The sequence below is a fragment of the Pseudomonas sp. SDO55104_S430 genome (assembly GCF_054070595.1).
Genome location: NZ_JBSVXG010000053.1, coordinates 20,224 through 32,831 on the forward strand (window position 1 = coordinate 20,224; position 12,608 = coordinate 32,831).

A 12,608-nucleotide genomic window follows, 5' to 3' on the forward strand; every position below is an offset into this window, starting at 1 on the left:
GATGCTGTTAAAAGGTCAGCCGTGCTGCGGCAATCGCCACCACAGCCACCCCCACCAGCAGATTGAAACCCACCACCCGGCGAATCCGCCCCAGCACCGACGCCCCGGTCGGCCAGTCCTGCGCTTCCACGGCCTTGCGCAACTCCGGCAGCATCAACGCCTGAATCCGGATGAACAGCGCCGTCATCACCAGATAGAGCCCCATCATCACCTGCACGTAACGCGGCGCATGCTCAAAGCCGGTGAAATGCAGGTTCAGCATGCCCACGCCGGTGACCGGCAGCAGAATGACCGCGCCCCAGACCCAGCGGAAAAAGCCTTGAAACACTTCTACCCAGAGCTTCAGTCGGGCAGGACCTTCGAGAGCCTTGATCGCCGCGGGGCGCAAGACTATCCAGGCGAAAAACATGCCGCCCACCCACACCAGTGCGGCGAGGACATGCAGGCTATAAACAAGGCTAAAAGCGGTCATTGGGGTACTCCGTTCTGCGCGGGATTAATTAGCGGGGTATGATAGCGGCCGATCCGAACCACTGAAAATTTATCCAGCGTTTTTTGCGCCCGACAATCCATGATCAGCACTGAACTCAAAACCACGATCCAGGGCGCCTATTCGCGTTTTCTCGAAGCCAAGAGCCTCAAGCCGCGTTACGGCCAACGCCTGATGATCGCCGAAGTCGCCAAGGTCCTCGGTGACATCGACACCGACGACGAAGGCCGGCGCAGCGGCGATCCCGCGATTGTCGCGGTGGAAGCCGGCACCGGTACCGGCAAGACCGTGGCCTACAGCCTGGCGTCGATTCCTGCTGCCAAGGCCGCCGGCAAGCGCCTGGTGATCGCCACGGCCACCGTCGCCCTGCAGGAGCAGATCGTCTACAAGGATCTGCCGGACCTGATGCGCAACAGCGGGCTGAATTTCAGCTTCGCCCTGGCCAAGGGGCGCGGGCGCTACATGTGCCTGTCCAAGCTCGACATGCTGCTCCAGGAAGGCCACGCACAGACCGCCACCGCGCAGCTGTTCGAGGAAGAAGGCTTCAAGATCGAGGTGGATGAGGCCAGTCAGAAGCTGTTCACCAGCATGATCGAGAAACTCGCCGGCAATAAATGGGACGGCGACCGCGACAGCTGGCCCAACGCCCTGGAGGACGCCGACTGGGCACGCCTGACCACCGATCACAGCCAGTGCACCAACCGTCATTGCCCGAACTTCGGCCAGTGCGCCTTTTACAAGGCCCGCGAAGGCATGGGCAAGGTCGATGTGATCGTCACCAACCACGACATGGTGCTGGCGGACCTCGCCTTGGGCGGCGGCGCCGTGCTGCCGGACCCGCGCGACACCCTCTACGTATTCGACGAAGGCCATCACCTGCCCGACAAGGCCATCGGCCATTTCGCCCATTACACCCGCCTGCGTTCCACCGCCGACTGGCTGGAAACCACAGCCAAGAACCTCACCAAACTGCTGGCCCAGCACCCGCTGCCGGGGGATCTGGGCAAGCTGATCGAGCAGGTGCCGGAGTTGGCGCGGGAGATCAAGACCCAGCAGCAATTCATGTTCACCGCCTGCGAGCAGATCGCCGATTTCAAACCCGGTGAAGACGTCGAAGGCCGCGAACGGCCGCGTCATCGTTTCGTCGGCGGAGTGATCCCCGAGCACATGCGCGAGATGGGCATCGAACTGAAGAAAGGCTTTGCGCGCCTGACCGATCTGTTCACCCGCCTGACCGACTTGCTCAAGGAAGGCATGGACGGCGAGGTCAACATCGGCATCGCCAGCAATCAGGCCGAAGAGTGGTATCCGCTGTTCGGCAGTCTGCTGTCCCGTTGCTCGGGCAACTGGGAGCTGTGGACCGCATTCACCGTCGAAGACCCGGAAGACAACCCGCCCATGGCCCGCTGGCTGACCCTGGCCGAAAGCGGCTCGCTGTTCGACATCGAGGTCAATGCCAGCCCGATCCTCGCGGCGGACATGCTGCGGCGCAGTCTGTGGAACGTGGCCTATGGCGCCCTGGTGACTTCGGCGACCTTGACCGCCCTCGGTACTTTCGACCGATTCCGCATGCGCGCCGGCCTGCCGAAACATGCCGTGACCGCCGTGGTGCCGAGCCCGTTCCATCACGCCGATGCCGGTGTGCTGAAAGTGCCGAATCTCAACGCCGACCCTCGTGATGCGGCGGCGCATACCGCCGCGATCATCCGCGACTTGCCGGACCTGGTCGAAGGCTCGCGGGGCACGCTGGTGCTGTTTTCCTCGCGCAAACAGATGCAGGACGTGTTCGATGGCCTCGATCGCGACTGGCGCAAGCAGGTGTTCATTCAAGGCAACCTGTCGAAGCAGGAAACCCTGAACAAACACAAGGCCAGGGTCGATGGCGGGGATTCGAGCGTGTTGTTCGGTCTTGCGAGTTTTGCCGAGGGCGTCGACTTGCCCGGCGCCTATTGTGAACACGTGGTCATCGCCAAGATTCCGTTCTCGGTGCCCGACGATCCGGTCGAAGCGGCGCTGGCCGAATGGATCGAAGCCCGGGGTGGCAATCCATTCATGGAAATCTCCGTGCCGGACGCCTCGTTGAAGCTGGTCCAGGCTTGCGGTCGCCTGCTGCGCACCGAAGAAGACCGCGGCACCATCACCTTGCTCGACCGGCGTCTGGTCACCCAGCGCTATGGCAAGGCGATCCTCAATGCGTTGCCTCCTTTCCGTCGCGAAATTTCCTGATATGTCGGTGGGCAAATCTGCCCACCGCGTTGTCTATCTCTCTGTCATCGCTGTTTCACTGGCCCATTGAGGTCGTTAGGGAGAATTCCGTTCTCATGATTCGCCGTTCGTTACCCGCCATTTTTGCCCTGGTCTTCGCCGCCCCCTTGCTGGCGGCGCCTACTGGTCAGCAGACCCTGTTCAACTTCGTCCGCCCCGCGGACGTGGTCAAAGTGGCCACCGAGAACGCCGATCTGCCGCAATCCAACGCCGAGCAAACCCCTGAAGGCGAAGTACTGCGCCGGGTGACCTTCAATCCGGTCGCCCGCCCGACCTTGCGTTTGAGCCCGCAAACCGGCGCCTGGGACTGGTCGCAGTCGGCAATGATGAGCCTACGCATCCAGAGCGCCATGAACTGGCCGATCACCCTCTATGTGCAAATTCAGAGTAACGACGGCAAGACCCTGACCAGTCGCATCGACCTGCCGGCAGGGCCGGCGCAGACATTGCTCGTGCCGCTGGTGGCGACTTCGCCACTGAGCCAGGGCATGAAAGCCGGGCCGCCGATGCCGGTGACGGTCGATGGCTCGCGTGTATTGCTGGCCAGCAGCAGCGGTGAACTGGATCGCGCCCAGGTGGTGTCGGTCAGTCTGTCGATGGACCAACCGAAGGCCGCCCAAAGCATTCTGCTCGAGCGCTTCGGTGTTGAGGATGGTGAAGCCGCCACCAAAGCGGCGTACGGTAATCTGGTAGACGCCTACGGTCAGTCGACCCGGGGTAAATGGCCGGAAAAAGTCGGCAGCGACGAACAACTCAAAGGCGCGGCCGCCAAGGAACAACAGCAGTTGAAGGGCTGGCTGGCCGAGCGCGCCAAGGCACCGCTGGACAAGTTCGGCGGCTGGACCCAGGGCCCGGCGTTCAAGGGCAGCGGTTTTTTCCGCACTGAAAAGCGCGACGGGCGCTGGTATCTGGTCACGCCGCTGGGTTATCCGTTCTATTCGTTGGGCGTCAACACCGTCGCGGCGGATGTGAACCAGACCTACGTTGCCGGACGTGAGTGGATGTTCGAATCCCTGCCCAAGGCGGGCGAGCCGTTGGCCAGCCACTTTGGCGAGGGGGATAACCGTGGCGGCAATGGCGTTGATCAGGGCCGCGGTTTCAATGCCGGGCGCTGGTATGACTTCTATGGCGCCAACCTGCAGCGTCTGTATGGCGATCCGTGCGTGCCGGGCAGCGAGACCAAATCCGGGGTCGCCGAAGCGGCCAAATCCGACGCGGTGGAAGCCAGCGCAGAGAAAGCGGCGGAGCAACCGTTGGTGCCTGAGACGGCCGAATCCGGTGTCGCCGAAGCGGCCAAGGCTGACGCGGAACAAGCCGCGGCAGCGAAAGCGGCCAAGCGCACTGCGACAGAACCCTGCAAAGCGACCTTCGACGAAAATCGCTGGGCCAGCCAGACCCTCGATCGTCTGCAAGCCTGGGGATTCAACACCGTTGGCAACTGGAGCGCGCCATCTCTTGGCGATGCGGAGCGTGTGCCATATACCTTACCGCTGTCGATCGTCGGCGATTACACCAGCATCAGTACCGGCAATGACTGGTGGGGCGGCATGCCCGACCCGTTCGATCCGCGTTTCGCCATGGCCACCGAACGCGCCGTGGCCATCGCCACCCGCGACCATCGCGACGATCCGTGGCTGATCGGTTACTACGCCGACAATGAACTGGCCTGGGCCGGTCCCGGTGACGATCCGAAAGCCCGTTACGCCCTGGCCTACGGTACGTTGAAGATGACCACCGACGTGCCGGCCAAGCGTGCATTTCTCAAGCAACTGCGCGACAAGTATCGCAACCAGGCGGGTCTGTCCAAGGCCTGGGGTATCGACTTGCCGGCCTGGGAGTTGATGGAGGACCCTGGTTTCGTGCCGCCGTTGCCGAGCCCTGAACATCCGGAGATCGAGGCTGACTTCAAGTATTTCCAGAAGGTTTTCGCCGACACCTATTTCAAGACCATTTCCGACTCGCTCAAGTGGCACGCGCCGAATCAGTTGCTGCTGGGGGGGCGATTTGCCGTCAGTACGCCGGAAGCGGTTGAGTCCTGTGCCCGTTACTGCGATGTGTTGAGCTTCAATCTGTATACGCTGCAACCGCAGGACGGTTATGACTTTGCCAAGCTGCGCGAGCTGAACAAGCCGGTGTTGATTACCGAGTTCAACTTCGGTTCGACTGATCGTGGGCCGTTCTGGGGTGGGGTGACGCAGTTGGCGAAAGAGGAGGACCGGGGGCCGGCTTACGCGAACTTCCTGAAGCAGGCGCTGAGTGAACCTTCGATTGTCGGGGTGCACTGGTTCCAGTACCTCGACCAGCCAGTTACCGGGCGTTTGCTGGATGGTGAGAACGGTCATTTTGGTCTGGTGGGGATTACTGATCTGCCGTTTCAGGGGTTTGTCGACAGTGTGCGCAAAAGCAATCTGGCGGCGGTGGATCAGTTGGCCAAGGAGGCGCAGAAGGCCAGCGCCGAGGCGGACAAGGTCAAACACGATAGCGAAGGTGGGCGCGATGCGGATGCCGGCAAAGGGCCGGGGAAGGGCGCAGGTGGGCATTCGGGCAAGGGCCACTAACTGACCCACATCACTTCGTAGGAGCGAGGCTTGCCCGCGAAGGCGTCCTGACAGCCGACGTGATCTTGCGGATGTAGCGGGATCAATTGTGGGAGCTGGCTTGCCAGCGATGGCGGCCTGCCAGCCGACCTGACTCTCGCGGATGTACCCAGACCCCCTGTGGGAGCGGGCTTGCTCGCGAAGGCGTTCTGGTAGACGACCTGGCTTTTGAGGATGTACTCGGTTCGAATGTGTGCGAGCCTGCTCGCGAGCTTTTTTGATTGGGTGCATATCCGTTGCTGCGGTAACGGCGGCTTAGGGTTCCGCCCTTACGGCGGGTCACTTGGAAAAGCGCCAAGTAACCAAGCGCTTTTATCCCCTGACGTACGGCCCTTCGCTTAGGCTCAGGGTTCCCTCGCTCCGGTCCTGCTCCGTGGGCCCGCCGCCATCGGCCATCCATGGCCGGGGGCGGCTAACCCGGCATCCATGCCGGGTTGCCCACTGCGCAGAACCTCCACTCGGCCTTCCGACGGGGCAGATCAAAATCAAAAGCCAAAGCGAGGCGGCCTACCGGCCGGCCTAATCGGATCTGCTCCTACACAACCCCCACACGAAACCCACCCGAATCAACATGAAGATCGCAACCGCCCGGCCCGCACCTGTTTCCAAATCCTTCAAGGGCTGGAACAATGCGGGCCTCTTTGTAGAGCGTTTTCCGGGGAGTCACGGGTGCAGATTCAGGGTCATTACGAGCTTAAGTTCGAGGCGGTGCGTGAGGCGTTTGCGGCGCTGTTCGAGGATCCTCAGGAGCGTGGTGCGGCGTTGTGCATCAAGGTCGGTGGTGAAACCGTGCTTGATCTGTGGTCCGGCACTTCCGATAAGGACGGCGCCGAGGCTTGGCACAGCGATACCATTGCCAATCTGTTTTCCTGCACCAAGACCTTTACCGCCGTGACCGCGTTGCAACTGGTGGCCGAGGGCAAGTTGCAGCTGGATGTTCCGGTTGCTCGCTACTGGCCCGAATTCGCTGCTGCGGGCAAGGAATCCATCACCCTGCGCCAGTTGCTCTGCCATCAGGCCGGTCTGCCGGCGTTGCGCGAGTTGCTGGCTCCAGAGGCGCTTTACGACTGGCAAACCATGGTCGACGCTCTTGCTGCCGAAGCCCCTTGGTGGACGCCGGGCGAGGGGCATGGTTATGCCGCCATCACCTACGGCTGGCTGGTCGGCGAACTGTTGCGGCGTGTCGACGGTCGCGGGCCGGGTGAATCCATCGTGGCTCGGGTGGCCAAGCCTTTGGGACTGGATTTCCATGTCGGCCTGGCCGATGAAGAATTTTATCGCGTGGCGCATATTGCCCGGGGCAAGGGTAACGCCGGTGATGCTGCGGCCCAGCGCCTGCTGCAGGTGACGATGCGTGAGCCGACGGCCATGACCACCCGGGCCTTCACCAATCCGCCTTCGGTGCTGACCAGCACCAACAAACCGGAATGGCGGCGCATGCAGCAACCGGCGGCCAATGGCCACGGTAACGCTCGCAGTCTGGCCGGGTTCTATGCCGGTCTGCTCGATGGCAGTCTGCTGGAAGGCGAAATGCTCGACGAGTTGACCCGCGAGCACAGCATCGGCGAAGACAAGACCCTGCTGACCCGCACCCGTTTCGGCCTGGGCTGCATGCTCGATCAGCCGGATGTGCCCAACGCTACCTACGGTCTCGGCCCGCGTGCTTTCGGGCATCCTGGTGCTGGCGGTTCCATCGGTTTCGCTGATCCCGAGCACGATGTGGCCTTCGGTTTTGTGACAAATACCCTGGGGCCGTACGTCTTGATGGATCCGCGTGCGCAAAAGCTCGCTCGGGTACTGGCCACTTGTCTGTAAATCCGGTTCACAGGTCGGGAATCCGGAACCTGATAGCCATTTAAGTTTCTAATCATGCGTTTATACGGGCTGTAGCGGGCCTGCTTTTTTTGACTTCATTTTTTGTGGATATCCAATGTCAACCAAACCAACCCTCGCCTTGGCACTGTGCATCGCTGTTACCGGTTGCGCACAGAACCCGAAAAATGATGCAGATGGCGGCAGCTGGTGGCCGTTCAGTTCCAATGACAAGGTTGCGGCAAAAGAACCGGCTCCAGCTCCTGCACCGGTCAAGCCAGCTGTTGCACCAGTCGCGAAGGCTGATAGCTCCAGCCCCTGGTACTGGCCGTTCGGCTCCGATGAAGTGCTCGACAAGAAGCCGGAAGTGAAGCCTGAAGCCAAACCAGTTGAAGTGGCCAAGGCAAACACCGATTCGGGCAGCAAGTGGTGGTGGCCGTTTGGCGGCGATGACAAGGCTGCCGCCAAAGCCGTGCCGATGCCGGATCCGAAAGTCACCCAGGCCTGGCTCGACGACTACGAGCCGCGCCTGCGCACCGCGATCAAGGACAGCAACCTGCAACTCGAGCGCCGTGAAAACGTGCTGGTGGTTATCGCGCCGGTCGAAGGGTCGTTCAACCCTGACCGCCCGGCCATGCTGCTGCCGGTAACCCTGGGCCCGTTCACCCGCGTGGCGAAAATCCTCGAAGCCGATCCCAAGACTGCCGTGCTGGTGCTCGGCCATAGCGATACGTCGGGCGCCGCGCCGGCCAACGTCAAGTTGAGCCAGGAGCGTGCGCAATCTGTCGCGGCGATCTTCCGTCTGAGCGGCCTGCAACGTGATCGCCTGAGCTTGCGTGGCATGGGCGGTGACGCTCCGCGTGCCGCCAATGACAGCAACGAGGGTCGTGCCCTGAATCGTCGCGTGGAAATGCTGGTGACGCCGCAGGACACCATGGTCGCGCTGTTGGCCAAGTACAACATGCCGGCACCGGCGCCTGTACGCATGGTCGCAGCCCAGGACGTCAAGCCGGCCGCCAAGCCAGTGACGCCTGCGCCTGCCGATGCGAAGAAAGCTGCTGCACCGGTTGCCAAGAAAGCCCCGGCGAAGAAAGCCGCCAAGGCCCCAGCCAAGAAGGCACCGGCCAAAACCGCGACCCCGGCGAAAAAGACCGCGCCAGCCAAAGCCGCTGCCGACAGCAAGAAAGTCGCCACCGCCGACGCCACAAAGAAGTGATTCGTTAACCAAAAGGAATGCGCCATGACCAAGGCTCTGGCAGATATGCGCCGCGATTACACCCGTGATGGCCTGACCGAGGCACAAGCCCCGGCCGAGCCGTTCGCGCTGTTCCATCAATGGTTCGCCGATGCGGTGAAAACCGAGCAGGCACCGGTGGAAGCCAATGCCATGACCTTGGCCACTGTCGACCAGGACGGTCGTCCGCATTGCCGCATCCTGCTGCTCAAAGGCCTGGATGCCCAGGGTTTCACCTTCTTCACCAACTATGACAGTGCCAAGGGCCAGCAGCTGGCCGCGAACCCGTTCGCGGCCATGACCTTTTTCTGGCCGACCCTGGAACGTCAGGTGCGCATTGAAGGGCGGGTAGTGAAAGTGACCCCTGAAGAGTCCGATGCCTATTACCAGGTTCGCCCGCTGGGCAGTCGCCTGGGAGCCTGGGCTTCACCGCAGAGCCGGGTGATTGCCGATCGCGCCGAACTGGAAACGCTGCTCAAGGACACCGAGCAACGTTTCAGCGACAGCCAGCCGCACTGCCCGGAGCACTGGGGTGGTTACCGTTTGTTGCCGGAGCGCATCGAGTTCTGGCAAGGGCGCGCAAGCCGCCTGCATGATCGTCTGAACTATCGTTTGCAGGGCGCCGACTGGATTCTTGAACGTCTGGCACCCTAGGCAGTCTACCGATCGGGGTAGCCTGTCGCAGCGGCCTCCAGCCATTGCGGCAGGTCCCGACGCTTGATCTTTTGCGCTTGAGCGTTCGCCAGTTGCTGGAGCATGAATGCTTTTTTGCGTTCGTCTCCGCCAGCCAGTGCCAAGGCCAGATCGCGATCCATCCAGCGTTTTATCCGTACGTACAGCCACCAGTGGAAGTACAACCCGGCGACGGTCGTGATGACAATGATGAAGTAATCCATGAAAATCCTCGGCCAACGGCGCAGATTGCCGAATTTACCGCTAATGTGTGGGAAATCCGCTAGCGCCTGTACTGAAACTGAATGAAAGCAGTTTTATCCGGGCGATGCCGTGACAGGCGTCAAGCCGCGGAGTTTAATGGATACCTGTCCTTTGGAGTTGATGCTATGCGTAAGTCTGTTCTGCTGGTTGCTTCCTTTTCCACGATGGCGATGTTGCTCACTGGTTGCCAATCGAGCCTGACCGGTGACTCTTACTCCCGTGACGAAGCGCGTCGCGTGCAGACCGTTCGCATGGGCACCATCGAAGCCCTGCGTCCGGTGAAGATCGAAGGCACCAAGACCCCGATCGGCGGCCTGGCCGGTGCGGCAGTCGGCGGCGTTGGCGGCAGCGCCATCGGTGGCGGTCGCGGCAGCATCGTCGCTGCAGTCATCGGCGCGGTGGCTGGCGGTCTGGTCGGTTCGGCGGCCGAAGAAGGCCTTACCCGTACCCAAGGCGTGGAAATCACCGTGCGCGAAGACGACGGCAGCATGCGCGCCTACGTGCAACAGGTTCAGGAAAACGAAGTATTCCGCGTGGGCGAGCGTGTTCGTATCGCCACTGTCGACGGTACAAGTCGCGTTACGCACTAAGCGCAAAGCTGGTTAAAGAAAAACCCCGACCAGGTGAACTGGTCGGGGTTTTTTGTGCTTCGGGAAAATGATCGCCGGGTTTATGCGGGTTGCAGCACTTTCTGGCGGCTCGCCATCGCCGTCACCGCATAACCGATCAAGGCCGCCAGTATTGAACCGGTCAGGATGCCCATCCTGTCCATTCCCGCGTATTCGCTGGCGCCCGGTACAAACGCGAGGGATCCAACAAAGAGGCTCATGGTGAAGCCGATCCCGCAGAGAATCGCCACGCCCAGCACCTGGCCCCAGTTCGCGCCCTGGGGCAGGGCGGCGATGCCGGTTTTCACCGCCAGCCATGTAAGGCCGAACACACCGATCGTCTTGCCCAGCAGCAGGCCGATCGCGATGCCCATTGGCACGTGATGGGTGAAGCTTTCGGCGGTCACCCCGCTCAGGGACAGGCCGGCATTGGCAAAGGCGAACAGCGGCAGGATGCCGTAGGCCACCCACGGATGCAGCGCGTGTTCCAGGGTCAGCAACGGCGACGATTCGGCATTGCGGGTGCGCAGTGGAATGCAGAAGGCCAGGGTCACGCCGGCCAGCGTGGCGTGCACACCGCTCTTGAGGACGCAGACCCAGAGGATCAGGCCGATGATCATGTAAGGACCTAGCTTGACCACGCCCAGCCGGTTCATGCCGATCAGCGCCGCGATGCAGGCTGCGGCCAACGCCAGAGAGAGGGTAGACAGGGCGCCCGAGTAGAAGATCGCAATGATGATGATCGCGCCCAGGTCGTCGATGATCGCCAGGGTCATCAGGAACAGTTTCAGCGACACCGGAACTCGCTTGCCCAGCAGCGCCAGCACGCCGAGGGCGAAGGCGATGTCGGTGGCAGTGGGGATCGCCCAGCCGTCCAGGGCCGCCGGATTATCCCGGTTGAGGAACCAGTAGATCAGCGCCGGCACCACCATGCCGCCAATGGCAGCGGCGCCGGGCAGGACGATTTGCGAGGGTTTGGACAGTTGTCCGTCGAGGACTTCGCGTTTGACTTCCAGGCCGATCAACAGGAAGAACAACGCCATCAGGCCGTCGTTGATCCACAGCAGCAGCGGCTTGGCGATCTTCAGCGCGCCGACCTGCGCCACCACCGGCGTGTCCAGCAGGCCGTTGTACAGCCAGGACAGCGAGGAGTTGTTGATGATTAGCGCCAGAACGGCAGCCGCGATCAGTAGCAGACCGCTGGCAGCTTCCAACTGAAAGAAACGTGTGAAAGTGCTACGCAGAGGCAAGGTTCGCTCTCCATCCGAGGTCAAAAGGTGGGACACCCTAACCCGTCCCCTTAGACGTTAAAACAAAAGTTATATTCTTTTTTGTTATATGTCGTTACAGAACGCTCCGGCCTTGCGACCTGAGCCTAGCAGTTGCCGGGCGTATTGAACCCCAGCTGTACCTGTGCGCGATGTAGGTTTTTTCCTAAGCTTGACGTTTGAGTCAGACTCCTGCCGATCCAACGAGAAAAATCATCATGAGCGACAACCGCCAGTGGGCCCGCGAAGCCATCCGGATCATCGAAGCCGACTTCCAGCGCAGCGCCGACACCCACCTGATCCCTTTGCCGCTGCCAGGCTTTCCGGGTATCGAGCTGTATTTCAAGGATGAATCGAGCCATCCCACCGGCAGCCTCAAGCACCGTCTGGCCCGTTCGCTGTTCCTGTATGCGCTGTGTAACGGCTGGCTCAAGCCCGGCGCGCCGGTGATCGAGGCGTCCAGCGGTTCGACGGCGATTTCCGAGGCGTACTTTGCCCGCTTGCTGGGCGTGCCGTTCATTGCGGTGGTGCCGGCCAGCACTTCCAAGGAAAAGATCGCGCAGATCGCTTTCTATGGTGGCCAGACGCATCTGGTGGATGACCCGACGCAGATCTATGCCGAGTCCGAGCGCCTGGCGCGGGAACATGATGGGCATTTCATCGACCAGTTCACCTACGCCGAGCGCGCCACCGACTGGCGAGCGAACAACAACATCGCCGAGTCGATCTTCCAGCAGATGCGATTCGAGAAGCATCCCGAGCCGAGCTGGCTGATCTCCAGCCCCGGCACCGGCGGCACCACGGCCACTTTGGGACGCTATGTGCGCTATCGTCAGCACTGCACCCGCGTGCTGTGTGCCGACGCTGAGCGTTCGGTGTTTTTCGATTACTACCAGACCGGCGATGCCAGCCTGCGCCTGGATCACGGGTCGCGCATCGAAGGCATCGGCCGGCCACGGGTCGAGGCTTCGTTCCTGCCCAAGGTGATCGATGCGATGGTCAAGGTGCCGGATGCCTTGTCGCTGGCGGCCATGCATTACCTGGCCGAGCGCCTGGGGCGGCATGTCGGCGGGTCGAGCGGCACCAACCTGATCGGCGCCTTGATGGCGGCGCAGCAGATGGCGGCAGCGGGGGAGACGGGGTCGATCGTGGCGATTCTTTGCGACAGCGGCGAGCGGTACGCCACCACCTACTACGATCAGAAATGGCTCAAGGCCGAGGGGTATGAGTTGAGTGGATTGATGGCGGCGGTGGCGGCGACGGTCGAGCGCGGCGAGGCGCTGCCGGAGAGTGTTTTGCGGGCCAATATCTGAAGTCTTTCAGGCAACAACGGACCAATGTGGGAGCGGGCTTGCTCGCGAAGGCGGAGTGTCATGCACTATCTATGGCGACTGACAC

The 12,608-nt window shown here is 61.8% G+C and carries 10 protein-coding genes; 7 read left to right on the forward strand and 3 right to left on the reverse strand.

Annotated elements, in window-relative coordinates:
* Positions 1-7: 7 nt before the first annotated feature.
* Entirely contained in the window at positions 8-472 is a 465-nt protein-coding gene (locus ACW9JE_RS12240; protein WP_224541936.1) for a CopD family protein, read from the reverse strand.
* Positions 473-571: 99 nt separating this feature from the next.
* Here ACW9JE_RS12240 and dinG point away from each other — a divergent pair, with 99 nt between their 5' ends.
* The 5 genes from dinG to pdxH all read left to right on the forward strand — a co-directional run bounded on the left by dinG (position 572) and on the right by pdxH (position 9,052).
* Entirely contained in the window at positions 572-2,716 is a 2,145-nt protein-coding gene (gene dinG, locus ACW9JE_RS12245; protein WP_457432900.1) for an ATP-dependent DNA helicase DinG, read from the forward strand.
* Positions 2,717-2,811: 95 nt separating this feature from the next.
* A complete protein-coding gene (locus ACW9JE_RS12250; RefSeq protein WP_457432901.1) occupies positions 2,812-5,313 on the forward strand; it encodes a beta-agarase in 2,502 nt (833 codons plus the stop codon).
* A 708-nt stretch (positions 5,314-6,021) separates the two neighbouring features.
* Entirely contained in the window at positions 6,022-7,167 is a 1,146-nt protein-coding gene (locus tag ACW9JE_RS12255; RefSeq protein ID WP_457432902.1) for a serine hydrolase domain-containing protein, read from the forward strand.
* Positions 7,168-7,282: 115 nt separating this feature from the next.
* On the forward strand, positions 7,283-8,380 hold the full coding sequence (locus ACW9JE_RS12260) for an OmpA family protein (protein ID WP_457432903.1): 1,098 nt from the start codon (positions 7,283-7,285) through the stop codon (positions 8,378-8,380).
* Between the two features lie 24 nt (positions 8,381-8,404).
* On the forward strand, positions 8,405-9,052 hold the full coding sequence (gene pdxH / locus ACW9JE_RS12265; RefSeq protein WP_457432904.1) for a pyridoxamine 5'-phosphate oxidase: 648 nt from the start codon (positions 8,405-8,407) through the stop codon (positions 9,050-9,052).
* A 5-nt stretch (positions 9,053-9,057) separates the two neighbouring features.
* On the opposite strand, the gene ACW9JE_RS12270 is transcribed toward pdxH, so the two are convergent.
* The gene (locus tag ACW9JE_RS12270; RefSeq protein WP_457432906.1) at positions 9,058-9,294 is read right to left on the reverse strand and encodes a hypothetical protein; all 237 of its coding nucleotides are present in this window, start codon (positions 9,292-9,294) and stop codon (positions 9,058-9,060) included.
* A 165-nt stretch (positions 9,295-9,459) separates the two neighbouring features.
* On the opposite strand from ACW9JE_RS12270, the gene ACW9JE_RS12275 reads away from it, so the two are divergent.
* On the forward strand, positions 9,460-9,924 hold the full coding sequence (locus tag ACW9JE_RS12275; RefSeq protein ID WP_056856122.1) for an outer membrane lipoprotein: 465 nt from the start codon (positions 9,460-9,462) through the stop codon (positions 9,922-9,924).
* 80 nt (positions 9,925-10,004) lie between these two features.
* Here ACW9JE_RS12275 and nhaA read toward each other — a convergent pair whose 3' ends face one another.
* Positions 10,005-11,192, reverse strand: coding sequence for a Na+/H+ antiporter NhaA (nhaA, locus tag ACW9JE_RS12280; protein ID WP_224538119.1), 1,188 nt, complete (start codon positions 11,190-11,192; stop codon positions 10,005-10,007).
* A gap of 233 nt (positions 11,193-11,425) precedes the next feature.
* On the opposite strand from nhaA, the gene ACW9JE_RS12285 reads away from it, so the two are divergent.
* On the forward strand, positions 11,426-12,523 hold the full coding sequence (locus ACW9JE_RS12285; protein WP_224538152.1) for a PLP-dependent cysteine synthase family protein: 1,098 nt from the start codon (positions 11,426-11,428) through the stop codon (positions 12,521-12,523).
* Positions 12,524-12,608: the final 85 nt, after the last annotated feature.

Coding starts and splice junctions, on each gene's coding strand:
- ACW9JE_RS12240 (WP_224541936.1), bottom strand. CDS start 472: ATGACCGCTTTTAGCCTTGTTTATAGCCTGCATGTCCTCGCCGCACTG.
- dinG (WP_457432900.1), top strand. CDS start 572: ATGATCAGCACTGAACTCAAAACCACGATCCAGGGCGCCTATTCGCGT.
- ACW9JE_RS12250 (WP_457432901.1), top strand. CDS start 2,812: ATGATTCGCCGTTCGTTACCCGCCATTTTTGCCCTGGTCTTCGCCGCC.
- ACW9JE_RS12260 (WP_457432903.1), top strand. CDS start 7,283: ATGTCAACCAAACCAACCCTCGCCTTGGCACTGTGCATCGCTGTTACC.
- pdxH (WP_457432904.1), top strand. CDS start 8,405: ATGACCAAGGCTCTGGCAGATATGCGCCGCGATTACACCCGTGATGGC.
- ACW9JE_RS12270 (WP_457432906.1), bottom strand. CDS start 9,294: ATGGATTACTTCATCATTGTCATCACGACCGTCGCCGGGTTGTACTTC.
- ACW9JE_RS12275 (WP_056856122.1), top strand. CDS start 9,460: ATGCGTAAGTCTGTTCTGCTGGTTGCTTCCTTTTCCACGATGGCGATG.